22 protein-coding genes are annotated in these 26411 nt (G+C 73.1%); 6 read left to right on the plus strand and 16 right to left on the minus strand.

What is annotated here, in order from left to right; genetic code table 11:
- Nucleotides 1–237 precede the first annotated feature (237 nt).
- Genes ACZ4FH_RS34490 through ACZ4FH_RS34505 form a run of 4 tightly spaced genes read right to left on the minus strand, consistent with a single transcriptional unit; the run spans nucleotide 238 to nucleotide 4422 of the window.
- Entirely contained in the window at nucleotides 238–1272 is a 1035-nt protein-coding gene (locus ACZ4FH_RS34490) for a LacI family DNA-binding transcriptional regulator (RefSeq protein WP_467309711.1), read from the minus strand.
- A 41-nt stretch (nucleotides 1273–1313) separates the two neighbouring features.
- Nucleotides 1314–2180 (minus strand): carbohydrate ABC transporter permease, encoded by an 867-nt coding sequence (locus tag ACZ4FH_RS34495; protein ID WP_467309713.1) that lies wholly within the window; start codon nucleotides 2178–2180, stop codon nucleotides 1314–1316.
- Nucleotides 2177–3103: a carbohydrate ABC transporter permease gene (locus ACZ4FH_RS34500; RefSeq protein WP_467309715.1), complete on the minus strand. Its 927-nt coding sequence runs from the start codon at nucleotides 3101–3103 to the stop codon at nucleotides 2177–2179. The genes ACZ4FH_RS34495 and ACZ4FH_RS34500 overlap by 4 nt, the downstream gene beginning before the upstream one ends.
- The gene (locus ACZ4FH_RS34505; RefSeq protein WP_467309716.1) at nucleotides 3100–4422 is read right to left on the minus strand and encodes an extracellular solute-binding protein; all 1323 of its coding nucleotides are present in this window, start codon (nucleotides 4420–4422) and stop codon (nucleotides 3100–3102) included. The genes ACZ4FH_RS34500 and ACZ4FH_RS34505 overlap by 4 nt, the downstream gene beginning before the upstream one ends.
- Nucleotides 4423–4603: 181 nt before the next feature.
- On the opposite strand from ACZ4FH_RS34505, the gene ACZ4FH_RS34510 reads away from it, so the two are divergent.
- Both ACZ4FH_RS34510 and ACZ4FH_RS34515 read left to right on the plus strand, forming a co-directional pair.
- Nucleotides 4604–6649: a beta-galactosidase gene (locus tag ACZ4FH_RS34510; RefSeq protein WP_467309718.1), complete on the plus strand. Its 2046-nt coding sequence runs from the start codon at nucleotides 4604–4606 to the stop codon at nucleotides 6647–6649.
- Between the two features lie 59 nt (nucleotides 6650–6708).
- Complete coding sequence (locus ACZ4FH_RS34515) at nucleotides 6709–8271, plus strand: glycoside hydrolase family 53 protein (protein ID WP_467309719.1); 1563 nt, start codon at nucleotides 6709–6711, stop codon at nucleotides 8269–8271.
- Between the two features lie 6 nt (nucleotides 8272–8277).
- On the opposite strand, the gene ACZ4FH_RS34520 is transcribed toward ACZ4FH_RS34515, so the two are convergent.
- From ACZ4FH_RS34520 to ACZ4FH_RS34545, 6 genes are all read right to left on the minus strand, one after another.
- Nucleotides 8278–9300, minus strand: coding sequence for a VOC family protein (locus ACZ4FH_RS34520; RefSeq protein WP_467309721.1), 1023 nt, complete (start codon nucleotides 9298–9300; stop codon nucleotides 8278–8280).
- Nucleotides 9301–9394: 94 nt separating this feature from the next.
- Nucleotides 9395–10288 (minus strand): ectoine hydroxylase, encoded by an 894-nt coding sequence (gene thpD / locus ACZ4FH_RS34525; RefSeq protein WP_467309723.1) that lies wholly within the window; start codon nucleotides 10286–10288, stop codon nucleotides 9395–9397.
- A 4-nt stretch (nucleotides 10289–10292) separates the two neighbouring features.
- Nucleotides 10293–10691, minus strand: a complete 399-nt coding sequence (locus ACZ4FH_RS34530; protein WP_467309725.1) for an ectoine synthase — start codon at nucleotides 10689–10691, stop codon at nucleotides 10293–10295.
- A gap of 65 nt (nucleotides 10692–10756) precedes the next feature.
- The gene (gene ectB / locus ACZ4FH_RS34535; protein WP_467309727.1) at nucleotides 10757–12019 is read right to left on the minus strand and encodes a diaminobutyrate--2-oxoglutarate transaminase; all 1263 of its coding nucleotides are present in this window, start codon (nucleotides 12017–12019) and stop codon (nucleotides 10757–10759) included.
- An 80-nt stretch (nucleotides 12020–12099) separates the two neighbouring features.
- Entirely contained in the window at nucleotides 12100–12564 is a 465-nt protein-coding gene (gene ectA, locus ACZ4FH_RS34540; RefSeq protein ID WP_467309821.1) for a diaminobutyrate acetyltransferase, read from the minus strand.
- 385 nt (nucleotides 12565–12949) lie between these two features.
- Entirely contained in the window at nucleotides 12950–14056 is a 1107-nt protein-coding gene (locus tag ACZ4FH_RS34545) for a pyridoxal-phosphate-dependent aminotransferase family protein (RefSeq protein WP_467309729.1), read from the minus strand.
- Nucleotides 14057–14226: 170 nt separating this feature from the next.
- Here ACZ4FH_RS34545 and ACZ4FH_RS34550 point away from each other — a divergent pair, with 170 nt between their 5' ends.
- The 3 genes from ACZ4FH_RS34550 to ACZ4FH_RS34560 all read left to right on the plus strand — a co-directional run bounded on the left by ACZ4FH_RS34550 (nucleotide 14227) and on the right by ACZ4FH_RS34560 (nucleotide 17393).
- Nucleotides 14227–15327 carry an amidohydrolase family protein gene (locus ACZ4FH_RS34550; protein WP_467309731.1) on the plus strand — a complete coding sequence of 367 codons (1101 nt, stop codon included), beginning with the start codon at nucleotides 14227–14229 and terminating at the stop codon, nucleotides 15325–15327.
- A 340-nt stretch (nucleotides 15328–15667) separates the two neighbouring features.
- Nucleotides 15668–16846: an SCO1860 family LAETG-anchored protein gene (locus ACZ4FH_RS34555; RefSeq protein ID WP_467309733.1), complete on the plus strand. Its 1179-nt coding sequence runs from the start codon at nucleotides 15668–15670 to the stop codon at nucleotides 16844–16846.
- Nucleotides 16847–16997: 151 nt separating this feature from the next.
- Nucleotides 16998–17393 carry a group I truncated hemoglobin gene (locus ACZ4FH_RS34560; RefSeq protein ID WP_467309735.1) on the plus strand — a complete coding sequence of 132 codons (396 nt, stop codon included), beginning with the start codon at nucleotides 16998–17000 and terminating at the stop codon, nucleotides 17391–17393.
- Here ACZ4FH_RS34560 and cobC read toward each other — a convergent pair.
- The gene (gene cobC / locus ACZ4FH_RS34565; protein ID WP_467309737.1) at nucleotides 17383–18975 is read right to left on the minus strand and encodes an Rv2231c family pyridoxal phosphate-dependent protein CobC; all 1593 of its coding nucleotides are present in this window, start codon (nucleotides 18973–18975) and stop codon (nucleotides 17383–17385) included. The two genes, ACZ4FH_RS34560 and cobC, sit on opposite strands and share 11 nt — an antisense overlap.
- An 87-nt stretch (nucleotides 18976–19062) precedes the next feature.
- Here cobC and ACZ4FH_RS34570 point away from each other — a divergent pair, with 87 nt between their 5' ends.
- Nucleotides 19063–19785 (plus strand): ZIP family metal transporter, encoded by a 723-nt coding sequence (locus ACZ4FH_RS34570; RefSeq protein ID WP_383649388.1) that lies wholly within the window; start codon nucleotides 19063–19065, stop codon nucleotides 19783–19785.
- Nucleotides 19786–19814: 29 nt separating this feature from the next.
- Here the strand turns inward: ACZ4FH_RS34570 and ACZ4FH_RS34575 are convergent, their stop codons facing one another.
- Genes ACZ4FH_RS34575 through ACZ4FH_RS34595 form a run of 5 tightly spaced genes read right to left on the minus strand, consistent with a single transcriptional unit; the run spans nucleotide 19815 to nucleotide 26311 of the window.
- Complete coding sequence (locus tag ACZ4FH_RS34575) at nucleotides 19815–21158, minus strand: cobyrinate a,c-diamide synthase (protein WP_467309739.1); 1344 nt, start codon at nucleotides 21156–21158, stop codon at nucleotides 19815–19817.
- Nucleotides 21152–21751 (minus strand): cob(I)yrinic acid a,c-diamide adenosyltransferase, encoded by a 600-nt coding sequence (cobO, locus tag ACZ4FH_RS34580; RefSeq protein WP_467309742.1) that lies wholly within the window; start codon nucleotides 21749–21751, stop codon nucleotides 21152–21154. The genes ACZ4FH_RS34575 and cobO overlap by 7 nt, the downstream gene beginning before the upstream one ends.
- Nucleotides 21751–23766, minus strand: a complete 2016-nt coding sequence (locus ACZ4FH_RS34585; protein ID WP_467309744.1) for a putative cobaltochelatase — start codon at nucleotides 23764–23766, stop codon at nucleotides 21751–21753. The genes cobO and ACZ4FH_RS34585 overlap by 1 nt, the downstream gene beginning before the upstream one ends.
- Nucleotides 23763–25316, minus strand: coding sequence for a cobyric acid synthase (locus ACZ4FH_RS34590; RefSeq protein WP_467309746.1), 1554 nt, complete (start codon nucleotides 25314–25316; stop codon nucleotides 23763–23765). Before ACZ4FH_RS34590 ends, ACZ4FH_RS34585 begins: the two co-directional genes overlap by 4 nt.
- The gene (locus ACZ4FH_RS34595; RefSeq protein ID WP_467309748.1) at nucleotides 25313–26311 is read right to left on the minus strand and encodes a cobalamin biosynthesis protein; all 999 of its coding nucleotides are present in this window, start codon (nucleotides 26309–26311) and stop codon (nucleotides 25313–25315) included. Before ACZ4FH_RS34595 ends, ACZ4FH_RS34590 begins: the two co-directional genes overlap by 4 nt.
- Nucleotides 26312–26411 lie beyond the last annotated feature (100 nt).

The following is a 26411-nucleotide window of genomic DNA, read 5'->3' on the forward strand; positions in this document are numbered from 1 at the left end:
CGAATATTAATGGAAAATGCCGCTCCGCTTGCGGGTTTCCCGTGACGGTTGGTCGATCGGGTGGAAAAGATGCGAAGCGGGAGATGTTTATCCGACGCGATCCGGCGAAGATACCGGCGGATCCGGGGAGTCAAACCCGGCTCCAGGGCCCCCTCGCCGCTTATGGGTCCGGACAACATCGCGCCACCCGCAGGGGGCGCCGGCGGGCGGTGTGCCACGGGCGCCGGGACGCCCCCGTCACGCCGAGTCGCGGCGGACCAGCTCGGTGGGGAGTATCACCGCGGCCGGGTCCTCCCCGCCGATCTGGGCCAGCAGCACCCGTACCATCTCGGAGCTGATCCGGTCCCACGGCTGGCGGATCGTCGTCAGGGCGGGCCGGGAGGCGAGTGCCGCGGGGGAGTCGTCGAAACCGCCCACCGCCACGTCGTCCGGCACGCTGCGCCCGGCCTTCTCCAGCGCCGCGAGGACCCCCTGCGCCATCAGGTCCGAGGCCACGAAGACCGCGTCCACGTCCGGCGCCCGCTCCAGCAGCAGCGCGGCGGCCGCCTCCCCGCCCGCCCGGCTGTAGTCGCCGGGCACGATCAGCGCCTCGTCGGCGGGCAGCCCGCAGTCGGCCAGCATCTCGCGGTAGCCCGCGAGCCGCTCCACCCCGCCCGGGGTGTCCAGCGGGCCGCTCACCGTACCGATGCGGCGGCGCCCCGACGCGTGGAGGAAACGCACCATGTCCCGGGCACCGTCGCGGTCGTCGGCCGCCACATAGCTGACCTTGGAGCCCTGGCCGAGCGGTTTGCCGCAGGCGACCAGGGGGACGCCGGCCTCGTGGAGCTGGGTGGCGACCGGGTCGCCGGAGTGGCTGGAGACCAGCAGCACCCCGTCGACATGGCCCGCGATGTAGCGCATGTTCCGCCGGCGCTCGGCCTCCGTGCCCGCGATCATCAGCAGCAGCGGGATGTCGTGCGCGGCGAGCGCGCTGGTGCAGCCGCGCAGCAGCACATTGAAGTTCGGGTCCTCGAAGAACCGCTCCTGGGGCTCGGTGAGCAGGAACGCCACCGAGTCGGAGCGGCCCGTGATCAGCGATCTGGCGTGCCGGTTCACGGTGTAGCCGGTCTTGCGGATCGCGGCGTTCACCGCGTCGAGGGCCGCCGGGCTGACGTTGTGGCCGCCGTTCAGCACCCGGGAGACCGTGCCCCGGGAGACCCCGGCCTCCCGTGCCACGTCATGGATGGTCGGCGGCCGTCGGCGTCCCGATCCGGTCTGTTCTGTGCGGCTCATGGTGCGTGATCTTTCATCAAGTGACGTCCTGGCGGGGCCCGTCAGGACTTTACGGCCCCGGAGAGCAGGTCGAGGCTCCAGAACCGCTGGATGACCAGGAACAGGGCGATCAGCGGGACGATCGCCAGCAGCGCCCCCGTGATCACCAGCGTATAGAGGGCGGGGGTGGACGCGCCCTGCTGGAGCAGGGTGAACAGCCCCAGGGTGACCGGGAACTTCTCGTCGTCGCCGAGCATGATGTAGGGCAGCAGGAAGTTGTTCCAGATCGCGACGAACTGGAAGAGAAAGACGGTCACCAGGCCGGGCACCATCATCGGCAACGCGATGGTGCGGAAGATCCGCCACTCCCCGCCGCCGTCCATCCGCCCGGCCTCGACGACGTCACCGGGCACGGCCGCCGCCGCGTAGATCCGGGCCAGATAGACGCCGTACGGGGAGAGGATCACGGGCAGCATCACCGACAGGTAGGAGTCGGTGAGGTCGGCCTTCGCCATCAGCAGGTACTGCGGGACGGCGAGGATCACCGGGGGCATCAGCACCCCGGCGAGCAGGATGTTGAAGATCGTCTCCCGGCCCCGGAAGCGGTACATCGCGAGCGCGTAGCCGGAGACCGCGGAGACGGCGGTGGACAGCAGGGCGCCGACGCCGGCGTACAGGGCCGAGTTGGCCATCCACCTCCAGTAGACCCCGTCCCGGTACGCCGAGAGGTCGGCGACGTTGTCCGCGAAGCCGGATCCGGGCAGGAAGGTGAAGGTGGAGAACAGCTCGCCGCCGGACTTCGTCGAGGCGACGAGGATCCAGGCGACCGGCAGCAGGCAGTACAGGGCCCCCAGCAGCAGCGCCGCCGTGGGCACGGGGGCGAAGCGGCGGCGGGCCGCGGGCAGCGGGGCCGGGTGCGTCGTGGTCACGGGGCATCCCCCTGCTTCGTACGGGAGTTGGCGACCTTGAGGAAGCCGAAGGACAGGGCCAGGGTGACGAAGGCGATGATGACCGCCTGGGCGGCCGCCGCGTAGATGTCGTTGTTGACGAACGCGTCCTGGTAGACCTTCATCAGCGGACTCCAGGTGGTGGAGAGCGAGTTGGTGAGCGGCTTCAGCGTCGTCGGCTCGCTGAACACCTGGAGCGTCGCGATGATCGAGAAGAAGAAGGTCAGCACCAGCGAGGGCGCGACCATCGGGATCTTGATCCGGAACGCGATCTGGAGCTGCGAGCAGCCGTCCAGCCGGGCCGCCTCGAAGATCTCGGCGGGGATGGCGCGCAGCGAGGTGTAGATGACGATCATGTTGAAGCCGGTGCCGCCCCAGACCGCGATGTTGGCGAGCGCGAGGTAGAGCGGGCCGCCGTCGAGCAGATCGGGCTGCGGCAGACCGGCCTTGTCGAGCAGGAAGTGGAACGGGCTGACGTCCGGCAGGTAGAGGAAGCCCCACATCAGGGCCGCGACCACGCCGGGGATCGCGTACGGGAGGAAGATCGCCAGCCGGGTGAAGCCGCGCAGCCGGACCCGTTCGGTGTCCAGGAGCAGCGCGAAGAGCAGGGCGAGGCCCAGCATGACGGGGACGACGATCGCGCCGTAGCCGAGGATGCGCAGCGCGCCGTGCAGCAGTTCGGAGTCGGCGAGCGCCTGGCGGTAGTTGGCGAGTCCGGCCCAGACCTCCTTGCGCGCGCCCCTGCCGAGGCCCAGCCCGCTGACCTCGGTCCGGCGCAGGCTGAGGTGGAGGGCGTAGCCGATGGGCAGCGCGAAGAAGAGCAGGAAGAGGACGGTGGCGGGGATCAGGAAGGCGTACGGGGCGCTCTTGACCCCGTACGGCTTCCGGCGGCGGGCGCGTGTCACTCGGAGACTCCGAAGCCCTGCTTCTTCAGGTCGGCGACGGTGGCGTCCTGCATCGCGGTGAGCGCGGGGCCGAAGGCGGAGCGGTTCTTGGCGGCGGTGGCGAAGTTGTCCTTGAACGCGGTGTACGCGACGTTGACGTTCGGGCCCCAGGCGGCGGGGGCGGTGCCCTTGGCGATCTTCGCGGCCTCGGTGTAGAAGTCCGGCTGGTTGGAGAAGTAGGCCGGGGGCTTCGCGAGCGCGCCACCGGTCTGGGCGGCGGTGGCGGCGGGGTAGATCCCGCTCTCCTTCACCAGGGCGGCGAGTGCGGCGGAGTCGGTGTTCAGCCACTTCGCGAAGGTGGCCGCGGCCTCCTTGTGCTTCGAGTCGTTGGTGACGGCGGTGGAGGAGCCGCCCCAGCTGCCGGTGACGTTCTCGCCGGCCGTCCACTGGGGGAGCGGGGCCATGGCCCACTTGCCGGCGGTGTCGGGGGCGGCGGTGTTCAGGGTGCCGGGCGCCCAGACGGCGCTGACCCAGGCGATCTGCTTGCCGGTGTTGAGCGCCTTGTTCCAGGCCGGGGTGTACATCGGCTGGTTGTCGATGGCGCCCTCCTTGACGAGGCCGCCCCAGAAGTCGGCGACCTTGCGGGTGGCCGGGTCGTCGATGGCGACCTTCCACGTGTCACCGGAGGTGGTCCACCACTGGGCGCCGGCCTGCTGGGCCAGGCCCGCGAAGAGGCCGGAGTCGTTGGAGGAGAAGGTGGTGAGGTCCTTGTCCGGAGCCTTCTTCTTCAGCGCGCGGGCGGTCTCGGCGAACGCCTCCCAGGTGGTGGGCACGGTCAGCCCGTACTGCGCGAACAGGTCCTTGCGGTAGTAGAACATCAGCGGGCCGGAGTCCTGCGGCAGCGCGTACAGGGCGTCCGAACCCAGCGTCGCCTGCTGCCAGACGCCGTCGGCGAACGCGCCCTTGGCGTCGCCTGCCTCCTTGGATATGTCGGCCAGCACGTCGTTGGAGACCAGGGTGGGCAGCGCCTGGTACTCGGCCTGCACCAGATCGGGGGCCTTGTGCGCCTTCGCCGCGGTGATGATCTTGGTGACCAGGTCGTCGCCGGAGGCCTGCTTCTTCACGGTGACCGTGATGCCGGCCTTCTTGCCCTCGCCCTTGTTCCAGAGGTCCGCGACCTTGTCCAGTCCGGGGGCCCAGGCCCAGTAGGTGAGCGAGACGGGGCCGGAGGCGGCCGGGCCGTCGCCGCTGCCGTCGTCGTCCGACGAGCCGCAGCCCGTGAGCAGTGCGGTGGCGGCGAGCGAGGCGGCCGCACAGGCCGCGACGATGCGGTACTTCATGGAGGTCTCCCCTGACGAGAAGCGAGGGTGCAGCGCCTGATGTGCGCTGTGAGCGTTCACAGTAGAGAAACGAAACCGACACTTGTCAATGGTTGTTGCTGTGCGGTTATGTTGGCTCTGCGCCGCCGAGACGGTGTGTGCACGTTCCCAGAAGTTGTACCAAAGAGCCCAGGAGACACCCATGCCGCACACCCCTCGCGCGACCGCTCCGCAGGGTCTGCACCAGCTGGCCTTCGGGGGCGACTACAACCCCGAGCAGTGGCCGGAGGAGGTCTGGCACGAGGACATGCGCCTCATGCGGGAGGCCGGCGTCACCATGGTCAGCGTCGGGATCTTCTCCTGGGCCCTGCTGGAACCCGACCCCGGCCGCTACGACTTCGGCTGGCTCGACCGCCTCCTGGACCTGCTGCACGCCAACGGCGTCCGCGCCGACCTCGGCACCCCCACCGTCGCCCCGCCCGCCTGGTTCTACCGCGCCCACCCCGAGGCGCTGCCCGTCGGCCGGGACGGCACGCGCTACGCCTTCGGCTCACGCGGCGCGATCTGCCACAGCAACCCCGACTACCGGGCCGCCGCGGCGAACATCACCGAACAGCTCGCCCGCCGCTACGCGGACCACCCGGCCCTCGCCCTCTGGCACGTCCACAACGAGTACGGCGTCCCGGTCAGCGCCTGCTACTGCGACCACTGCGCCGCCCGCTTCCGCCGCTGGCTCGCCGACCGCCACGGCTCCGTCGAGGCGGTCAACGAGGCCTGGGGCACCGCCTTCTGGGGCCAGCGCTACCGGAGCCTCGACGAGATCGACCCGCCGCGCACCACCCCCACCGTCGGCAACCCCGCCCAGCACCTCGACTACGCCCGCTTCGCCGACGCCACGATGCGCGAGAACTTCCGCGCCGAACGGGACCTGCTGCACCGGCTCGCCCCCGGCATCCCGGTCACCACCAACTTCATGACCGCGCTCAGCCAGTGCGACTCGGTGGACTACTGGGCCTGGGGCCGCGAGGTCGACCTCGTCACCAACGACCACTACCTGATCACCGACGGCCGCCGCACCCACGTCAACCTCGCCATGGCCGCCGACCTCACCCGCTCCGTGGCGGGCGGCGCCCCCTGGCTGCTCCTGGAGCACTCCACCAGCGGAGTCAACTGGCAGCCCCGCAACCCGGCCAAGCGCCCCGGCGAGATGGCCCGCAACAGCCTGGCGCACGTGGCACGCGGCTCGGAGGGCGCGATGTTCTTCCAGTGGCGGCAGTCCCGGCAGGGCGCCGAGAAGTTCCACTCCGCGATGGTCCCGCACGCCGGCACGGACTCCCGGGTCTGGCGCGAGGTCTCCCGCCTCGGTGCCGACCTCGGCCTGCTGGACGGCATCCGCACCACCCGGACCGTCGCCGACGCGGCCATGGTCTGGGACTGGCAGTCCTGGTGGGCGCAGTCCCTGGAGTGGCGGCCCAGCCAGGCCCACGACGCCCGCGAGCGCGCCGACGCCTACTACGCCGCGCTCTACGACCGCCACCTCACCGTCGACTTCGCCCACCCGGACGCCGATCTGTCCGGCTACCCCCTGGTCGTCGTACCGGCCCTCTACCTCGCCACCGAGGAGACCGGCCGCAATCTGCGCCGGTACGTGGAGGGCGGCGGCACCCTCGTCGTCTCGTACTTCTCCGGCATCGTCGACACCAACGACGCCGTGCACCCCGGTCCGTACCCGGGCGCGCTGCGGGACGTGCTGGGGCTGACGGTCGAGGAGTTCTCCCCGCTCGGCGAGGGCGAGACGGTCCGGCTGATCACGCCCGAGGGCGCCCCCGGGGGCCCGGAGCTGACCGCCGACCTCTGGACCGACGTGGTGGTCCCGCGCGGCGCCGAGACCCAGTGGTCCTACGCCGACGGCATCCCGGCCGGCCGGCCCGCCGTCACCCGCCACCGCCTCGGCGAGGGCACCGCCTGGTACGTCTCCACCCGGCCGACCGCGGCCGGTCTGGACGCCGTCCTCGACCGCGCCTGCGAGGACGCCCGCATCGCGCCCCGCACCGGCCTCCCGCACGACGTCGAGGCGGTCACCCGCACCGGCGAGGCCGGCACGTACCTCTTCCTGATCAACCACACCGGGAGCGAGGCCAAGGTGCCGCTCGACGCCCCCGGCACCGAACTCCTCACCGGAGAACCGGCCACCGGCCACCTCGCCGTCCCGGCGGGCGGCGTCCGCGTGGTCCGCCTCGACGGCTGAGGACGCACCACCCGTTTCACCCCCGCACCCCCCGCACAACGGTCGAAGGGACATCGACGATGTACGGAACGACGCACGGCAGAAGGAGAGCGGGGGTGCTGGCGGCCTCGCTCACCGGCCTCCTGCTGGCCGCACTCCCGGCCCTCCCCGCGCACGCGGCCACCACCACCCCCGTCAACACCGGCTTCGAGTCGGGCGGCACCGGCTGGTCGACGTACTCGGCCACCGGGCAGGACACCGCCTCCTTCACCGAGGCCGGCGGCCACGGCGGCAGCACCCGGCTCAGCCACTGGTCCGCCTCCGCCTACAAGGTGGAGACCTACCAGTACCTCACCGGCCTCACCGACGGCACCTACACCCTGAGCGCCTGGGTGCGGTCCAGCGGCGGCCAGAACTCCGCCTACCTGGCCCTGCGCAACTGCGGCAGCGCCGAACAGCGCACCGATCTGCCGCCCACCGCGAACGGCGCCTGGATCCGCCTCGTCACCTCCGTGAAGGTGGTGGGCGGCGCCTGCACCCTCAGCCTCAACTCCGACGCCCACGCGGGGGAGTGGGCCAACTTCGACGACATCGCCTTCGCCCCCGGCTCCACCGGCCTCACCGTGAAGGGCGGTGACCTCTCCACCCTCCCGAAGAACGAGGCCCACGGCGCCGTCTACCGCTCCGCGAGCGGCACCACCGGCGACGCGGCGGGGATCCTGAAGTCCGCCGGGATGAACTACGTCCGCCTCAAGGTGTGGGTCAACCCGGCCGACGGCTACAACGACAAGGCCCACGTCCTCGCCATGGCCAAGCGCGCCAAGGCCCTCGGCATGAAGGTCCTCGTCGACTTCCACTACTCCGACAGCTGGGCCGACCCGGGCAAGCAGAACAAGCCCGCCGCCTGGGCCGGACACGGCTACGCGCAGCTGCGCACCGACGTCTACACCCACACGTACGACGTGCTGAACGCCCTCAAGGCACAGGGCACCACCGCCGACATGGTCCAGATCGGCAACGAGATCAACGCCGGGATGCTCTGGCCCGAGGGCTCCACCGACCACTGGTCCCAGCTCGCCGGACTGCTCACCTCCGGGGCGAACGCGGCCAAGGCCGTCTCCTCCGGCACGAAGGTGGCCCTGCACCTGGCCAAGGGCGGCAACAACGCCGGCACCCGCTGGTGGTTCGACAACGCCGTCGCGTACGGAGTGCCCTTCGACGTCGTCGCGCTCTCGTACTACGGCTACTGGCACGGGCCGCTCTCCGACCTCCAGACCAACCTGGACGACGCCGCCGCCCGCTACGGGAAGCCGGTGCTGGTCGCCGAGACGGCCTACGCCCACACCCTCGCCGACGCCGACGGCCTGGAGAACAACATCGCCACCGCCGACCAGTTGGTCCCCGGCTACCCGGCCACCCCGGCCGGCCAGGCGGCCAACCTCCGCGACGTGCTGAACGTCGTCGAGGCCGTGCCCGGCGGCCGGGGACTGGGCGCGGTCTACTGGGAGCCGGCCTGGACCGCCGTCGCCGGCAGCGGCTGGGACCCGGCCGACCCCGCGTCGGGCAACGCCTGGGAGAACCAGGCCCTGTTCGGCTACGACACGAAACTGCTGCCGGCCGCCTCCTGGTTCTCCCACCGGTAGCGGACGCTACGCCTGCGGGGCCTCCTCCGGCGGGGCCCCGCGCCACTTCCACGCGGTGCGGCGCTCATGACCGGGCAGGGCCGTGCGGCCGGTGCACCACAGCAGCACGGCCCAGCGGTCCTCGTCCTGCGGGGCGTCGGGGAAGAGCCGGGCCAGCACCCGGTCGCAGAGGTCCTGCGGCGGCGCCCACGTCAGCGAGAGCCCGGCGGCGACGTCCTGGGTGTGCACCAGGGTCTCCACGACGCCCATCGCGGCGAAGCCCTCCGGGTCGGAGGGCCCGTAGGAGTGGAAGGAGCGGGTGGCGGGCGGGGCCGTGCGGACCATCGCGCTCAGCAGGGCGCCGCTCGTCTCCACGGTCCTCAGCAGCCCGGCGACGCCCGCCTCCGGGTCGGCCCAGACCGCGTTCCAGGGCCCGCCCTCGCGCCGCGGCGCCCAGTGGTAGGGCGCGTCCGCCTCCAGCGAGGCCGTGCCCGGGGTGAGTTGCACCGCGTACGCGAACAGATCGTCGTTCAGGTGGTCGACCGTCTCCCAGCAGTCCCAGGTGAGGTCCCCTGCCGGAACGTGCCAATCCCGGTCCGCCGCCGCGCCCAGCGTCTCCACGCACAGCGTCACCGCCGCCGTCACGTCGTCCGCCGTCACCGGCCGGCGCGTCCCGGTCAGCCGCGCCCGCTCCTCGGCACCGCACTCCACACAGAACTCGTTGCCCTCCGGATCGGCCAGCGTCACCCACCCCCGCCCGTTCGGCCTCCGGTGGTCCCCGACCACCGTCGCCCCGAGCGCCAGCAGCCGCTCCACCTCCTCGTCCCGCGTCCGGTCGGGCATGACGTCGAAGTGGACCCGGTTCTTGGTGCGCTTCGGCTCGGGCACGGTGACGAACAGGAGCGCCGCGCCCGGGGTTTCGAGCAGCGCCTCGGGATCACCGGGCAGATCGTCCCCGGCCAGCGAGCCCCCCAGCACCTGCGCCCAGAACGAACCGAGCTCGTAGGCGTCCGCGCAGTCGATGGTGACGTGATGTACGTGTGAGGTCATGGGCCCACTGTTTCCCGGGGGGCTTCGCCGGGTCCAGCGGATATGACACGGCGGGGCGGGACGCACCACGCGTCCCGCCCCGCCCCGCACATCCCTACCTCACCGGAGTGAAGTCCCGAGCCCCGATGAATTCCGGGCGGCGGACGGGGGCCGCGAACGGCTCCTGGGCGGCGTTCTCCACGCTGTTGAAGACGATGAAGACGTTGCTGCGCGGGAAGGGGGTGATGTTGTCCCCGGAGCCGTGCATGGCGTTGCAGTCGAACCAGGTGGCCGAACCGGGCTTGCCGGTGAAGAGCCTGATGCCGTGGCGGTCGGCCATCTTGGTCAGGGCGTCGTCGGAGGGGGTGCCGGCGTCCTGCATCTGGAGCGACTTCTTGTAGTTGTCCTTGGGCGTCTCGCCCGCGCAGCCGAGGAACGACTTGTGCGAACCGGGCATGATCATCAGCCCGCCGTTGGTGTCGTGGTTCTCGGTCAGGGCGATGGACACGGAGACGGTCCGCATGTTCGGCAGGCCGTCCTCGGCGTGCCAGGTCTCGAAGTCCGAGTGCCAGTAGAAGCCGGAGGCGCCGAAGCCGGGCTTGACGTTGATCCGGGACTGGTGGACGTAGACGTCCGAGCCGAGGATCTGGCGGGCCCGGCCCACCACCCGTTCGTCGCTGACCAGCCGGGCGAAGACCTCGCTGATCCGGTGGACCTCGAAGACGGACCGGACGGCCCGGGACTTCGGTTCGATGATGGAGCGCTCGTCGGCGCGGACGGCGGGGTCGGCGATCAGCCGTTCCAGTTCGGCGTGGTAGCCGGCCACCTCGTCCGGGGTGATCAGCTGTCCGACGGTGAGGAAGCCGTCGTGCTCGTAGCCCTGGAGCTCCTTGGCGGTGATCGGACCCGGTGCGCCCGGCGCGGACCAGATGACCGGGTCCTGGCGGGGAGTGGTCATCTCGGCGGCGCCGCGCGAGGGGTACAGATCGGTGCGTACGTCGGTGGTCATGGGCTCAGCCCTCCTCGGTCAGCAGCGGGTAGACACCGTTCTCGTCGTGCTCCTCCCGTCCGGTGACCGGCGGGTTGAAGACGCAGACGCAACGGAAGTCCGTCTTGGGGCGCATGGTGTGGTGCTCGTGGCCGTTGAGCAGATACATCGTGCCGGGCGTGATCCAGTGCTTCTCGCCCGTCTCGTCGTTGGTCAGCTCGGCCTCGCCCTCGACGCACAGCACGGCCTCGATGTGGTTCGCGTACCACATGGACGTCTCGGTGCCGGCGTACATGATGGTCTCGTGGAGCGAGAAGCCGACCTTCTCCCTGGCGAGCACGATGCGCTTGCTCTCCCAGGTGCCGGACTCGGCCTTCACATGCCGGTCGGTGTTCTCTATCTCGGCGAACGATCGGACGATCACGGTGGTTCGGTGCCTTTCTCTCTGCGGTGGTGGTGCGTGGGGTGGTACGGCGCCGAGCCGCGGGCTCAGGCGGTCTCGCGGACGGCGCGGGCCATGGTGCGCAGCCCCTCGTCCAGTTCCTCGGGGGTGATGGTCAGCGGCGGCAGCAGCTTCACGACCTCGCTCTGCGGGCCCGAGGTCTCCAGCAGCAGCCCCAGCTCGAACGCGCGGGCACAGACGGCCGAGGCGCGCGCCGGATCGTCGAACTCCAGGCCCCACACCAGCCCCCGGCCGCGGAAGCGCGCGCTGTCGTGCTCGCCGCAGACGGCCAGCAGCGCCTGCTCGACCTGCTCGCCGCGCTTCAGGGTCTGCTTCTCCATCTGCCCGTCCGCCCAGTAGGCGTCCAGGGCCGCGGCGGCGGTGACGAACGCCGGGTTGTTGCCGCGGAAGGTGCCGTTGTGCTCGCCCGGCTCCCAGACGTCCAGCTCCGGCTTGAACAGGCAGAGGGACATGGGCAGTCCGTAGCCGCTGATCGACTTGGACAGCGTCACGACGTCCGGGGTGATGCCGGCCTCCTCGAAGGAGAAGAAGCCGCCGGTCCGGCCGCAGCCCATCTGGATGTCGTCGACGATCAGCAGCATGTCCTGGCGGTGGCACAGGTCCTGGAGCGCCCGCAGCCACTCGGCGCGGGCCACGTTGATCCCGCCCTCGCCCTGGACGGTCTCCACGATGACGGCGGCCGGGTGGTTGAGCCCGGAGCCCTGGTCCTCCAGCAGCCGCTCGAACCAGAGGAAGTCGGGGACCTGGCCGTCGAAGTAGTTGTCGAACGGCATCGGCGTGCCGTGCACCAGCGGGATGCCGGCCCCGGCCCGCTTGAACGCGTTGCCGGTCACCGCCAGCGAGCCCAGCGACATGCCGTGGAAGGCGTTGGTGAACGAGACCACGGACTCGCGGCCCTTGACCTTGCGGGCCAGCTTCAGCGCCGACTCGACCGCGTTGGTGCCGGTCGGGCCGGGGAACATCACCTTGTACGGCAGGTCGCGCGGGCGCAGGACGACGTTCTGGAAGGTCTCCAGGAAGGCGCGTTTGGCGGTGGTCGCCATGTCCAGGCCGTGGGTGATGCCGTCGCGTTCGATGTAGTCGATCAGCGCGCGCTTGAGCACCGGGTTGTTGTGGCCGTAGTTGAGCGAGCCCGCGCCGGCGAAGAAGTCGAGGTAGGTGTGGCCGTCCTCGTCGGTGAGCCGGGCGCCCTGCGCCCGGTCGAAGACGGCGGGCCAGCCGCGGCAGTAGCTCCGTACCTCGGACTCCAGGGTCTCGAAGACGCTGAGGGCAGGCGGGGTGATGGTCACAGCGGGTCTCCTGCGTGAGGGGGGTGTGACGGGCGGTGAAGAGGCTGCCGGCGGGCGGTGCCCCGTCGGCACGGTGGCGCTCAGGTGTGGAACGGGCCGATGCGGTAGAGCACTTCGGGCAGATGCGTGTCCTCGGGGAACAGCGCGCCGTCGAAGAGCACCTCGCGCTCCAGCGCCACGTCGTGGCGGCGCGCGTACGAGGTGAACAGCCGGTCCGATGCCGTGTTGTCCGGGGTGACGGTCGTCTCGACGGAGGCGAGACCCTGTTCGGCGGCGACCCGCGCGGTCAGGCTGTCCAGCAGCTTCCCCGCCAGGCCGGTGGAGCGGTGGCCGGCGTCGACGGCGACCTGCCAGACGACGAGCGTCTCGGGGCGGTCGGGCCTGATGTACCCGGTCACGAAGGCGACCGGGGCGCCGGTCTCGTCGCGCGCGACCACGGAGGTCGCCGCGAAGTCACGGCACCACAGCAGGTAGCTGTACGAGGAGTTGAGGTCCAGGACCTCGGAGTCGCGGGCGATACGCCAGATCGCGGCCCCGTCCTCCACTCGTGGGATGTCGATGGTGATGAATTCGCTTCGGGCACGGGCACAATCTGCTGGTGCGGCGGTCATGTGAATTGAATTTACCCAGCAAATTTCCAAACCGCATCGAGGGAAGGGGTTGGGTGAAAGCGTTCCCTGTGCTATCACGCGAGCGCGCACACCGGCGCGAGACCTCTGGATTTTCGGGCGATTTGAGCGGAATTAAACGGTCATAGTGCCCATGGTGTGGAGTCGGTCACAAGCTCGTAACTCTCGTGGCGCACCGGGGAATTGTGTGGAGTGATCGCCCGGTGAACCCGGGTGTTTAGCCCGGGGGAAAGCGGGCAGAAGAATGCGGGGAGCTGCCCGCAATTAGGCAGCTCCCCGCATGGTGGAATAACGTCGGAATTTATTCGCTGGGCCAGGTTTCCGAAACGGCCTTCCGGGCAGCTTCCAGATCGACGGGCCGGCCCGTGTCGGCCAGCGCGGCCCCCAGCGCCGCCAGCGAGGACAGCACCGCGCCCCGCGTCGCGTCCACCCCGTAGTGATTGACCCGGATCATCTCCTTGGACAGCGCCCCGCCTCCCGCGATCAGCGGCAGCGACGGGTCGGCCGCGAGCGCCTGCGCGACCAGCGCCGAGGCGTCCACGCCCTCGGGCGCGCGCAGCGTCGTCGCCACCGGCGCCGCGTCACGGGCCTCGTGCACATACGGGGCCAGACCGCCGCCGAGCGCCCGCGCACCGGCCCGGGTGGCCGCGGCCGCCGCCGCGTGACGGGCCATCACGGCCTCGGCGCCCTCCGCCTCGATCCGCTCCACACACGCCTCCAGGGCCAGCATCTCCAGCTGCGCCGGGGCGTGCGGCAGCGCCCGGCGGCCGGTGTCGATCCAGCGCTCCTTCCAGTCCAGCAGGGAGAGGTAGGAGCGGCGCGGCGCCTGCGGGTTGGCGGCCATCCGCTCCCAGGCGCGGGCGCTCACCGACACCGCCGAGACCCCGGCCGGCCCGCCCATCGCCTTCTGCGCGCCGATCACGCACAGGTCCACGCCCCAGGCGTCCGGCAGCAGCGGTTCGGCGCCCACCGAGGCGACGGCGTCCAGCATGAACAGCGCCCCGTGGGCGCGGACGACCTCGCCGATCTCCGCGACCGGGTTGGTGTTGCCCGTGGCGGCCTCCGCGTGGACCAGCGAGACGAAGTCGATCTCCGGGTGCGCGGCCAGCGCCTCGGCGACCTGCTCGGCGGTGACGGCCGTGTGGAAGGGCACCGCGAGGTCGACGACCTCGGCGCCGCAGTCGCGCAGCCAGTTGCCGAAGGTCTGCCCGTACGGTCCGGTCACGACGTTCAGGGCCGTGGAACCGGGCCGGGCGCCGCCCCGGATGCAGCCCTCCAGCGGCAGGAGCGCCTCGCCCTGCGTGATGACGACGTCCTGCTCGGTGGCGAGGAGGCGGGCCACCCGCCGCTCGATCGCCGCGAAGTGCGCGGCGGTGAGCGGGGTCAGATCGAGGAAGGGGTGCGTCACGGCGGGGCTCTCTTCGGAATCGGATCGATGTGCGGCCCGGCCTGCCGGCCGTGCCTGCACCGAGGGTACCCAGGGGGTCCCGGAGGGCCCGCGCGGACCGTCCCGGCCGGTCCGCCGGCCCCCCGGTCCGGGGGTGGGGGCCCGGCCGGAGGGCTCGTACAGTGCTGTGCATGAGCGATCACGAGGCGGCGCGGGTACTGCGGGTGGAGGGCCGGGTGCTGGTCGGCCCGGACGACGTCAGGGACGGGCTCTGGGCGGTCGGCGGACGGGTCACGTACGAGCGGCCCCCGGGTGCGGACGGGGCGGACGTCGTCACCGGATGGGTGCTCCCGGGCCTGGTCGACGCCCACTGCCACGTCGGGCTGGACCACCACGGCGCGGTCGACGCGGCCACCTCCGAGAAGCAGGCCCTCGACGACCGGGCGGCCGGGGCGCTGCTGCTGCGGGACGCGGGCTCACCGGCCGACACCCGGTGGATCGACGACCGGGAGGACCTGCCGAAGATCATCCGGGCCGGCCGCCACATCGCCAGGCCGCGCCGCTACACCCGTAACTACGCCCATGAGATCGAGCCCGGTGACCTGGTCGCGTACGTGGCGCGGGAGGCCCGGCGCGGGGACGGCTGGGTGAAGCTCGTCGGCGACTGGATCGACCGCGAGGTGGGCGATCTGACCGCGTGCTGGCCGCGCCGGGAGGTCGAGGAGGCCATCGCCGAGGCGCACCGGCTGGGCGCCCGGGTCACCGCCCACTGCTTCGCCGAGGACGCGCTGGTCGATCTCGTGGAGGCCGGGATCGACTGCATCGAGCACGCCACGGGGCTGACCGAGGACACGATCCCGCTCTTCGCCGAACGCGGTGTCGCGATCGTGCCGACCCTGGTCAACATCGCCACCTTCCCCGAGCTGGCCCGGGGCGGCGAGGCCAAGTACCCCCGCTGGTCCGCCCATATGCGCCGGCTGCACGAGCGCCGCTACGACACGGTGCGCGCGGCGTACGACGCCGGGGTGCCGGTGTTCGTCGGCACGGACGCGGGCGGGGTGCTGGCCCACGGGCTGGTGGCCGACGAGGTGGCCGAGCTGGTCCGGGCGGGGATCCCGCCCCTGGAGGCGCTGTCCGCGACGGCCTGGGGCGCCCGTGCCTGGCTGGGCAGGCCCGGTCTGGAGGAGGGCGCCCCGGCCGATCTGGTGGTGTACGACGAGGACCCGCGCGCGGACGTCCGCGCGCTGGCGGCCCCGCGCCACATCGTGCTGAACGGCCGGGTCGTGGGCTGAGGGCGTGCGGGCCCCGCGTCCCGGACCGCTGCGGTCCGGGACGCACCAGGTTGACCGGCAGTGACCCCGGGCGCATCCGGTCGTTGGAATGGCCCGCCCGAGCCGTGCGGACGCCGCGAGGATCCACCACGCTCGGTGAAACGGGTGAACCCGAGGAACACACGTGCCGGAATATTCGAATACAGGCGCGGAAACCCCCCTTTGGGGTGAACTCACCTCGGGTGTCCGCCAGTTCACCCTCTGTGCGTAAAGATTCACGGAGTCGAGGCCACCGGTGCCCGCGATGTCCCCCATTGGACGGCGCCGGCGGCTCCATGTCTCTTGTGGGGGTTCCACCATCTTGAACAGCAACACCTTCCGTCTCGCCGCCCTGGCGGCCGCTGCCGCCCCCGTCGCCCTGCTGGTGACCGTCCCGGCGCAGGCCACCGCCGCTCCGGCCACCACGACCACCGGCGACGGGAAGGCGAGCGCGGTCGTGCTCCGCACCGCCCTCGACGTCTCGCTGCTGAACAAGGCGATCGACGTGCCGCTCAAGGCCACGCTCAACGAGGTGCGCGCCCCGCGGAGCGCCGAGCAGACCGCGCTCACCGTGAAGCTGGACGGGGTGGAGAGCGGCAGGCCGGTCCATGTGCTGCGCGCCGACGTGGCCACCGCGCGGGCGACCGTCGAACGGCACCGCGCCGAGGGCTACAGCAACGTGGTCCGGGCCCGGCTGCACCTTCCCGGTCTGCCGCTGCTCTCCCTCGTCGAGGTCGATCAGGTCACCTCGAAGGCCGTCTGCGAGACGGGCCACCGGCCGGTCGCCGAGTCGAACGTGCTGGGCCATGTGAAGGTCCTCGGCAAGCGCGTCACCCTGTCCGCCGGGGGTACCACCCGGGTCGCCGTCCCCGGCGTCGGCTCGGTGACCCTGGACCTCTCGAAGACCAGCACCACCACCCGCACGGCCGCCGCGGTCGCCCTCCAGCTGAAGGTCGCCGTCAACCCGCTCGACCTCAACGTCGCCGATGTGAAGGGCGAGGTCACGCTCGCCGAGGCCACCTGCGAGACGCCGAAGCCGGGCGGCGACGGCGCGAGCACCGGCGGCTCCACCAGCGGCGGTTCGGACAACGGCGGTTCGGACAACGGCGGCGCGAGCGGCGGTGGTTCCGACAGCGGCGGCTCCACCAGCGGCGGCGGTGCGGACAACGGCGGTGCGAGCAACGGCGGTTCGGGCGACGGCGGCTCCACCACGGCCGGCTCGACCGGCGGCGGCTCCACCGACGGCGCCTCGAACAGCGGTGGTTCGGGCAACGGTGGTTCGGGCAGCGGCGGCGCCACCTCCGGATCCGGCACCACGGGCTCCACCGGCGGTGACGTCACGACCCAGACCGGCACCGACCGGGCGCCGCAGTCCACCGACGCCGACCTCGCCGAGACCGGCAGCAGCTCCAGCACGCCGTACATCGCCGGCGGCGCGGCCCTGCTGCTCGCGGCCGGTGCCGCGGCGACGGTCGTGGCCAGGCGCCGCTCGCAGAACTGACCGGGGCCCGACGGTGACGGCGGGGGGCCGTCACCGGGGGACGGGGAGCGGTGTTCACAGCCGGAACGCCGCTCCCCACTTCCCTGTCCGCGCCTGTGGATTCCGGCCAACCGAGTCCGGGCGACCCTCTTCGACGCTATGTTCGACTGCCATGGATCAGACCAAGGAAGCGGCGACCCCGGACCCGGCGCCGACGAGCATCTTCGACCGGATCGGCGGCGCCGGAGCCGTCGCCGCCGTGGTGGACCTCTTCTACGTACGCGTCCTGGCCGACGACGAGCTGGCCCCCTACTTCACCGGCACGGACGTCGACCGCCTCAAGGCCCACCAGCGCGCCTTCGTCGGCAGCGCCCTCGGTTCCCCCGGCCCCTACGCCGGCCGCGGCATGAACCGCGCGCACCAGGGACTCGACATCACCGGCGCGCACTTCGACCGCGTGGTGGACCACCTCGCCGCCTCGCTGAGCGAGGCCGGGGTCGACGACGGCACCATCGGCGAGATCGCCGCACGCCTCGCCCCGCTCAAGCCGGAGATCGTCAGCGGCTGACCGCCGAGAGCGCCTGGAGCGCCAGATCGAATGCCTGGAGGAAGCGGTTGGTCGTCGCGCGGTCGCGCACGGCCAGCCGCAGCCACTCGGCACCGAGTCCCGGAAAGGTGTCACCGCGCCGGGCCGCGAAGCCCAGCATCCGCAGCCGCTCCCGGATCTCCGCCGCCCGCTCCAGCCGGACCAGGACGAACGGCCCCCGGGCCGGCTCCACCACCTCGACCTCGGTGAACTCCCGCAGCCCCGCCACCAGATGGGCCCGGTCCACCGCGATCCGCTCCGCCGCCTCGGCCGCCTCCGCCAGCGCCCGGGGCTCCATGCACGCCTCCGCCGCCGCCAGGGCCGGGGAGGACACCGGCCACAGCGGCTGCGCCTCCTCCAGCAGCCGTACGGTCTCCGGCTCCGCCGCCACATAGCCGATCCGCAGCCCGGCGAGCCCCCAGGTCTTGGTGAGACTGCGCAGCACGACCAGCCCGGGGACGTCCGTACGGCCGCACAGCGCCTCGCACTCGCCCGGCACCGCGTCCATGAACGCCTCGTCGACCACCAGCGTCCGCCCCGGCCGGGCCAGCCGCTCCAGCACCGCCGCCGGATGCAGCACGGACGTCGGATTGGTCGGATTGCCGACCACCACCAGATCCGCCTCGTCCGGCACCTCGGCCGGATCCAGCCGGAAGTCGTCCCCGGCCCGCAGCAGCACCCGCCCCACCTCGTGCCCGGCCGCGCGCAACGCCGCCTCCGGCTCGGTGAACTGAGGGTGCACCACGACCGGCCGGCGGACCGGCAGCGCCCGAGCGATCAGCACGAACGCCTCCGCCGCGCCGGAGGTCAGCAGCACGCGCTCCGGTGCGAGACCGTGCCGGGCGGCGACCGCCGCACGTGCCGTACGGCCGTCGGGATAGGCGGCGAGCGTGCCCAGCGAGGCCGCTATCCGCTCGGTGAGCCAGTGCGGCGGCGTTCCGGCCCGTACGTTGACGGCGAGATCGGTCAGATCCCGGCCCTGTCCCCGTACCTCGGCGTCGCCGTGATGGCGCAGGTCGTGTCTGCCCGCGCCGGAGGCGTCGGGACTATCCGTGGGAATGTACATGACCGCCATGGTGGGGGTGGGGGGACGGTGGGGAGGGCCGTCGTGATCCGGGTGGGTGCACGGCAGAACGACTATGCGCCCCGCACCCGGCTTCACGCAACGGTCCGGGGCGGCGACCGCGCCGCCGGCGGGCCCGCCGACCTGCCCGCCGGGCGTGCGCCGGACCACCGCGCAGGTCGCCTTCGCCGGACCGCCCCGGACGCGTGACTTCCGTTTGGGGACGAGGAGTTCACCGCCCCCGGCGAGCGCGGCGGCCTCCGCCACCGAGGGCGTTCCGGTCGCGGCGAGCGGCGCCCCCGACGGATGGGGCACCATGATTCCGGCCAGTACAGAGGCCGGATACGAACGCAGCGGCACCCCCAGCCGGGCCGCCGCCGCGACGATCCCCGGCTCGTCCGCCTTCGTGTCGACGGTCACCAGCTCCACCACGGGGGGCACCCCCGGACCGGCGGCCGCCAGCGCCTCCCGGACCAGCGCGACGACCTCCTGCGCGCTCACCCCCCGGGACGCCCCCACCCCGACGACCAGCTCCGCGCCGCCCGCCCGGAGATGCGGGGACCCGGATCCATCGGCTAGCAAGACCCCATGGCGGTGTTCGTCGCGCTCGGCGCGTTCCTCATGACCCTGGCCGGCGGCTGGGTCGCCCAGCGCGTCACCGACCGCCGCCACCTGGTCCTCGGATTCGCCGGCGGACTGATGCTCGGCGTGGTCGGACTCGATCTGCTGCCCGAGGCCATCGAGGCCGCCGGAGGCCTCGTCCTCGGCGTACCGGCGGCCCTCCTCCTGTTCGTCGGCGGCTTCCTCTTCGCGCATCTGGTGGAGCGTCTGCTCGCCGTGCGCCAGGCGGCCCACGGCGCGGGCGAGGAACGCGTCCCCCAGGTCGGACTGACCGCCGCGGCCGCCATGGTCGGCCACAGCCTCATGGACGGGGTGGCGCTCGGCGCCGCCTTCCAGGTCGGCGGCGGCATGGGCGCCGCCGTCGCCCTCGCCGTCATCACCCACGACTTCGCCGACGGCTTCAACACGTACACGATCACCAGCCTGTACGGGAACGCCCGCCGCAAGGCGCTGACGATGCTGTACGCGGACGCGGCGGCCCCCGTCGTCGGCGCGGCGACGACGCTCGTGTTCACCCTTCCGGAGGAACTGCTCGGCTGCTATCTCGGCTTCTTCGGCGGGGCGCTGCTCTACCTCGCCGCCGCCGAGATCCTGCCCGAGGCCCACCACGACCACCCGGCCCGCTCCACCCTGCTGTTCACCGTGGCGGGCGTCGGCTTCATCTGGCTGGTCGTGGGCCTCGCCCAGTGACCCCCCGCGGTGCGCCCGGCGGGCACCGCTCACCCCGCGCACCGTTCGACGAACCGCCGCGCCGTCCCCGGCAGGGACGCCCAGTGCGTGTGCAGATAGCTGGCGTGCACCCCGCCCCGGACGAAGCCCTCCACCCGGGGCTCCGGCAGCCGCATGCCCCAGGCCGGGGTGTCACCGGCCCCCGGCTCCAGCACCGTGCGGTGGAACTCGTGCCCCCGCATCCGGGTCCCGGCCGCCGCCAGCACGTTGTCGGACAGCGCCACGGCCTCCCGGTAACCGAGCGTCAGCCGCCCCGACATCCGCGCCTCGGCGTCCAGCACCCCGCACATCGGCAGCCCGTCCAGCGACCGCGCCAGATACAGCAGCCCGGCGCACTCCGCCGCCACCGGCGCCCCCGAGGCGGCCAGCGCCGCGACCTCCCGGCGCAGCGCCTCGTTCGCCGACAGCTCCGGCCCGTACACCTCCGGGAACCCGCCCCCGACGACGAGCCCCGCGACCCCCTCGGGCAGCGCCTCGTCCCGCAGCGGATCGAAGGGCACCACCTCGGCACCGGCCGCGGCCAGCAGCTCGGTGTGCTCGGTGTACGAGAAGGTGAACGCCGCCCCGGAGGCGACCGCGACCACCGGCGCCCGGCCCGGCCGGTGCTCCGGCGGGCTCCACGCCTCGCCCGGCACCGGCGGGGCCGACCGGGCCAGTGCCGTCAGCGCGTCCAGATCGCAGCCGGCCCGCACCTGCTCGGCCATCGCCGCGACCGCGTCCACCGCCCCGCCCTGCCGCTCGGCGGCCGGCACCAGACCCAGGTGCCGGGACGGCACGGCGACCCGCTCGGCCCGCCGCAGCACCCCGAGGACCGGCACCCCGGACTCCTCCAGCGCCTCGCGCAGCAGCGCCTCGTGCCGGTCCGTTCCGACCTTGTTGAGGATCACCCCGCCGATCCGCACCTGCGGATCCCACGAGGCGAAGCCGTGCACCAGCGCCGCCACGGACCGCGACTGCGAGGACGCGTCCACGACCAGCACCACGGGGGCCCGCAGCAGTTTGGCGACATGCGCGGTGGACGCCAGCTCGCCCTGTCCCGAGGCCCCGTCGTACAGCCCCATCACCCCCTCGACCACCGCCAGGTCGCAGCCCCGCGCCCCGTGCAGGAACAGCGGCGCGACGAGGTCCGGACCGCACAGGTACGCGTCGAGATTGCGTCCCGGACGGCCGGTCGCCAGCGTGTGGTAGCCCGGATCGATGTAGTCCGGGCCGACCTTGTGCCCGGACACGGCGAGCCCCCGGCCCGTCAGCGCCGCCATCAGACCCGTCGCCACGGTCGTCTTGCCGCTCCCGGACGAGGGCGCGGCCACGACCAGCCGGGGGACGTTCACCACTCGATGCCCCTCTGGCCCTTCTGCCCGGCGTCCATCGGGTGCTTGACCTTCGTCATCTCCGTCACCAGGTCCGCCGCCTCCAGCAGGGCGGCCGGCGCGTTGCGCCCGGTGATCACCACATGCTGGGTGCCGGGCCGGTTCCGCAGCACCTCGACGACCTCGTTCGTGTCGATCCACCCCCAGTGCAGCGGATAGGCGAACTCGTCGAGCACGTACAGCCGGTACGTCTCCGCGGCCAGATCGCGCTTGACCTGCTCCCAGCCCTCGCGGGCCTTCGTCTCGTTGTCGCTCTGGTCGTCGCGCTGGACCCAGGACCAGCCCTCGCCCATCTTGTGCCAGGTGACGGAACCGCCCTCGCCGCTCGCCCCGAGGACCTTCAGCGCGTTCTCCTCGCCGACCTTCCACTTCGCCGACTTCACGAACTGGAACACCCCGACGGACCACCCCTGGTTCCAGGCGCGCAGCGCCGTCCCGAAGGCGGCCGTCGACTTCCCCTTGCCGGTGCCGGTGTGCACCATCAGCAGCGGGCGGTTGCGCCGCTGACGCGTGGTGAGTCCGTCGTCCGGCACGCTGTCCGGCTGTCCCTGCGGCATTACGCGGCCCTCCTGAGGGTGTTCGTCACGTCCTTGACCAGACCGGCGACGGTGTCGGCCCGCAGCTCGTCGAGCGTGACGGCCGTACCGCCCAGCTCACCGGCGAGCACCCCGGCCAGCCCCAGCCGCACGGGCCCCGCCTCGCAGTCCACGACGACCGAGGCGGTGCCCGCGGCCGCGTGCAGCCGGGCGGCCCGCGCGGCCAGCGCCAGCGGCTCCGGTCCGCCGGTCGCCCGCCCGTCCGTCAGCACCACGAGCAGCGGCCGGCGCGAGGGATCGCGCAGCCGTTCCACCCGCAGCACCTCATGGGCCTTCAGCAGCCCGGCCGCCAGCGGGGAGCGGCCCCCGGTCGCCAGCAGCTCCAGCCGGGCCGCGGCGGCGTCCACCGAGGAGGTCGGCGGCAGCACCAGCTCCGCGCCCCGCCCCCGGAAGGCGATCAGCCCGACCTTGTCCCGCCGCTGATAGGCGTCCAGCAGCAGCGAGAGCGCCGCGCCCTTCACCGCCCCCATCCGCTGCCGCGCGGCCATCGACCCCGAGGCGTCCACGACGAACAGCACGAGATTGCCCTCGCGCCCCTCCCGCACCGCCTGCCGCAGATCGTCCCGCCGCACCACCAGCCCCGGACCCGACCGGCCCCGCGCCCGCTGGTGCGGGGCGGCGGCCCGTACGGTCGCGGCCAGATGAAGCGCCGTCAGCCCGCCCCGCGGCCGCCGTTCCCCGGTCGTCCGCCCCTGCGCGGAACGCGCCCGGGACCGCCGCCCCGCCGCGCCCTCGCCCAGCCCCGGCACGCTCAGCGCCTTCGTCCGGAACGGCTCACCGGCCCGTGCCGGTGCCTGTTCACCGCCCTGTCCGGGCAGCGAGGGAGCCGGCTCCGACGGCCCGTCACCGGCCGCTCCGGGCGTGTCGTCCGCCCCGGCCCCGGGCTCCGGCGGCGTGTCGGGACCGTCCCCCCGGGGCGGCCGGCCGCCGCCACCGGGGCCGTCCGGCTCCGGATCGTCGTCCCCGCCGCCGTTCTCCTCCAGCGTGTCGTCGAGCTTGTCCTCGTCGAGCCCCGGCGCGTCGAAGGGGTTGCGCCGGCGGCGGTGGGGGAGCGCCAGCAGGGCGGCCTGCCGGACGTCCTCGGCCAGCACGTCCGTACGCCCCGCCCAGGCGGCCAGCGCCGTCGCCGTCCGGGCCATCACGATGTCGGCCCGCATCCCGTCGACCTCGAACGCCGCGCACGTCGCCGCGATCTGGCGCAGCGCCCGGTCGCCGAGGCGGACCTCGGGCAGCAGCGCCCGCGCGGCCGCGATCCGCTCCCGCAGCGCGGCCTCCTCGTCCGCCCACCGGGCGGCGAAACCCGCCGGGTCGTCGTCGTACGCCAGCCGCCGCCGCACCACCTCGACCCGCAGTTCGGTGTCCCGCGACGCGGCGACCTCCACGGTCAGCCCGAACCGGTCGAGCAGCTGCGGGCGCAGCTCGCCCTCCTCCGGATTCATCGTGCCCACGAGCAGGAACCGCGCGGCATGCCGTACGGAGACGCCCTCGCGCTCCACGTACGAGGCGCCCATCGCCGCCGCGTCCAGCAAGAGGTCGACCAGATGGTCGTGGAGCAGATTGACCTCGTCGACGTAGAGGATCCCCCGGTGCGCCTCGGCCAGCAGCCCCGGCTCGAAGGACTTCACGCCCTCGGCCAGCGCCCGTTCGATGTCCAGGGCCCCGACGAGCCGGTCCTCGGAGGCGCCGACGGGCAGTTCGACCGTGCGGGCGGGCCGCGCCGCGCCGGTCCCGGAGGGGTGCGGGCCGTCCGGACACGCCGGGTCGGGGGCGTCCGGGGCGCAGGAGAACCGGCAGCCGGGGACGACACGGACCTCGGGCATCAGCGCGGCCAGCGCCCGGACGGCGGTGGACTTGGCGGTGCCCTTCTCGCCCCGGACGAGGACTCCGCCGACGGCCGGGCTCACCGCGTTGAGCAGCAGCCCGAGGCGCAGGTCGTCCTGTCCGACGATCGCGGTGAAGGGGTAGGGCGTACTCACAGGACCTCCTTGGCGGGGGATGCGGGCGCACCCGGCGGAACGAACGGCAGCCCGGACGGCGCGCCCGACTCGATGAGCCGCCACAGCGCGTCGGTGTCCGCGTGCTCCTCGATCAGATCGCCGAGGCGGTCGAGCTGTTCCTCGCGGAGCGCGGCGAAACAGGTGCCGGGGGCGGGGACGAAACGGCGGCCCGCGGCCCGTGCGACCTCGGTGAGGAAGGCGCGCCGGAAGGCGTCGCTCTCCAGCGAACCGTGCCAGTGGGTGCCCCAGACGGAGCCGGAGCGGCAGCCGTCCAGCGGGCGGCCCCGGCCGTCCGTGAGGAAGGGTTCGCCGCCGCGCACGTCCGCGACGCCGTGGTGGATCTCGTACCCCTCGACCGGGGCGCCCAGCGCCTCGCCGGACGGCCGGGCGAGGGTCTTCTCGCGGTCGAAGCGGATCCGGACGGGAAGCAGTCCCAGCCCCTCGACGCGCCCGGCGCGCGACTCCACCTCGTCCTCGATCCGTGTCCCGAGGATCTGGTAGCCGCCGCAGATCCCGAGCACCGGACGGCCCTCGGCCGCCCGTCGCAGCAGCGCGTCGGCCAGTCCGCGCTCGCGCAGCCAGGCCAGCGCCTTCACGGTGCCCCGGGTGCCGGGCACGACGACGAGATCGGCGTCGGCCAGCTCCTCCGCGCGGTCCACGAACCGCACGACGACGCCCGGTTCGGCGGCCAGCGCGTCGACATCGGTGAAGTTCGACATCAGCGGCACCGCGCACACGGCCACGCGCAGGACGTCCTCCCCGTGCGGCGGGGCCACCACCGACTCGCGTACGGCACCGCGCAGCGACACCCGCAGCCCGTCCTCCTCGTCGATGCCCAGACCGTGCGCGAAGGGCAGCACCCCGTAGGACGGCCGGCCCGTCAGCTCCCGCAGCATGTCGAGGCCCGGCTCCAGCAGCGAGACGTCGCCGCGGAACTTGTTCACCAGATACCCGGCGATCAGCTCCTGGTCCTCGGGCGAGAGCAGGGCCGTCGTCCCGAAGAACGAGGCGAAGACCCCGCCCCGGTCGATGTCGCCGACGACCACCACCGGGAAGCGGGCCGCCCGCGCGATGCCCATGTTCACGATGTCGGTGCGGCGCAGATTGATCTCGGCCGGGCTGCCGGCGCCCTCGCAGATCACCGCGTCGTACGTGCTCCGCAGCTGCTCCAGGCAGTCCGTGACGGTGGACAGCAGGGACTCCTGCCGGCCCCCGTGGTAGCCGCGGGCGCTCATCTCGCCGACCGGGCGCCCCATCAGCACCACCTGGCTGGAGCGGTCGCCGCCGGGCTTGAGGAGCACCGGGTTCATCAGGGCGGTCGGCTCGACGCGGGCGGCCTGCGCCTGCATGGCCTGGGCCCGCCCGATCTCGGCGCCCTCACGGGTCACGAAGGAGTTCAGCGACATGTTCTGCGCCTTGAAGGGCGCCACCTTCACGCCCCGGCGCACCAGCCAGCGGCAGATGCCCGCCGTGACGACGCTCTTGCCCGCGTCCGATGTGGTTCCGGCGACCAGCAGTCCGCCGCTCATGTCCGGTTCCTTCCGGCCGTGGGGGAGGGGGAGGTACGGCCTCGGGCCAGTCGCCGGGCGACGAGCCCGGTGCCCAGCCGGGCCGCGACGCCGACGCCGAGCGCCAGCGCGCCCACCCGGCGCGAGAGCCGCACCGCGCGTGCGATGTCGGCGGTCTCCACCGCCCGGCCCGCCGCGCCGTTGAGCACGGGACGGTGCTCGACCCGGCCGCCGTAGGCGAGCGTGCCGCCGAGCCGCACGCCGAGCGCCCCCGCGAACGCGGCCTCCACCGGGCCCGCGTTGGGACTCGGATGCCGGGACGCGTCCGCCCGCCAGGCCCGGACCGCCGCGCGCGGCGCCCCTCCGGCGGCGGTGGCGAGCAGGGCCGTCAGCCGGGCGCCGGGCCAGCCGGCCACGTCGTCGAGACGGGCGGAGGCCCAGCCGTAGCGCCGGTAGCGGGGCGATTTATGGCCCACCATGGCGTCCAGCGTGTTGACGGCCCGGAAGCCGACGAGCCCGGGGACTCCGCCCAGCGCCCCCCACACCAGGGCGCCGACGACGGCGTCCGAGGTGTTCTCGGCGACGGACTCCACCACCGCGCGGGCGATCTGGGGGCCGTCCAGGGACTGCGGGTCGCGGCCGCACAGATGCGGCAGCCGCTTCCGGGCCCCCTCGATGTCCCCGGCGGCCAGCGCGCCGCCGACGGCCCGCGCCTCGCGGCCCAGGGAGGTGCCCCCGACGACGGACCAGGTGGCGGCCGCGGTCAGGGCGACGGAGGCGGCGGGGTGGTGGCGCACGGCGCGGGCGGCCAGTGCGGCGGCCCCGGCGGCGCCGCCGGCGCAGACCAGGGTGTGCAGCGCGCCCCACCCCCGGTGGTCGCGCCACAGCAGGCGTTCGACGTCCGCCGCGGCCCGCCCGAAGGCGGCCACCGGATGGCCCCTGCGGGGGTCACCGAGCAGCAGATCGCCGATCATCCCGGCCGTGGCGCCGTACGCGAAGACGCGATCGGCACGCACGGGTCAGCCGGCCGTGGCGCCTCGGCGGGCCCCGGTACGGGGAAGCGGCGGGGAAAGGGTCGCGACGGGGCCGGGCATGGCGATATGTCCTCACTCAGGG

It is taken from the genome of Streptomyces sp. NPDC024555, assembly GCF_055559335.1.

Bases quoted from the DNA above. Each gene is read 5' to 3' on its own strand.
- ACZ4FH_RS34490 (WP_467309711.1), bottom strand. From the start codon at position 1,272: ATGAGCCGCACAGAACAGACCGGATCGGGACGCCGACGGCCGCCGACC.
- ACZ4FH_RS34505 (WP_467309716.1), bottom strand. From the start codon at position 4,422: ATGAAGTACCGCATCGTCGCGGCCTGTGCGGCCGCCTCGCTCGCCGCC.
- ACZ4FH_RS34510 (WP_467309718.1), top strand. From the start codon at position 4,604: ATGCCGCACACCCCTCGCGCGACCGCTCCGCAGGGTCTGCACCAGCTG.
- ACZ4FH_RS34515 (WP_467309719.1), top strand. From the start codon at position 6,709: ATGTACGGAACGACGCACGGCAGAAGGAGAGCGGGGGTGCTGGCGGCC.
- ACZ4FH_RS34520 (WP_467309721.1), bottom strand. From the start codon at position 9,300: ATGACCTCACACGTACATCACGTCACCATCGACTGCGCGGACGCCTAC.
- thpD (WP_467309723.1), bottom strand. From the start codon at position 10,288: ATGACCACCGACGTACGCACCGATCTGTACCCCTCGCGCGGCGCCGCC.
- ACZ4FH_RS34550 (WP_467309731.1), top strand. From the start codon at position 14,227: ATGAGCGATCACGAGGCGGCGCGGGTACTGCGGGTGGAGGGCCGGGTG.
- ACZ4FH_RS34560 (WP_467309735.1), top strand. From the start codon at position 16,998: ATGGATCAGACCAAGGAAGCGGCGACCCCGGACCCGGCGCCGACGAGC.
- ACZ4FH_RS34570 (WP_383649388.1), top strand. From the start codon at position 19,063: ATGGCGGTGTTCGTCGCGCTCGGCGCGTTCCTCATGACCCTGGCCGGC.
- cobO (WP_467309742.1), bottom strand. From the start codon at position 21,751: ATGCCGCAGGGACAGCCGGACAGCGTGCCGGACGACGGACTCACCACG.
- ACZ4FH_RS34590 (WP_467309746.1), bottom strand. From the start codon at position 25,316: ATGAGCGGCGGACTGCTGGTCGCCGGAACCACATCGGACGCGGGCAAG.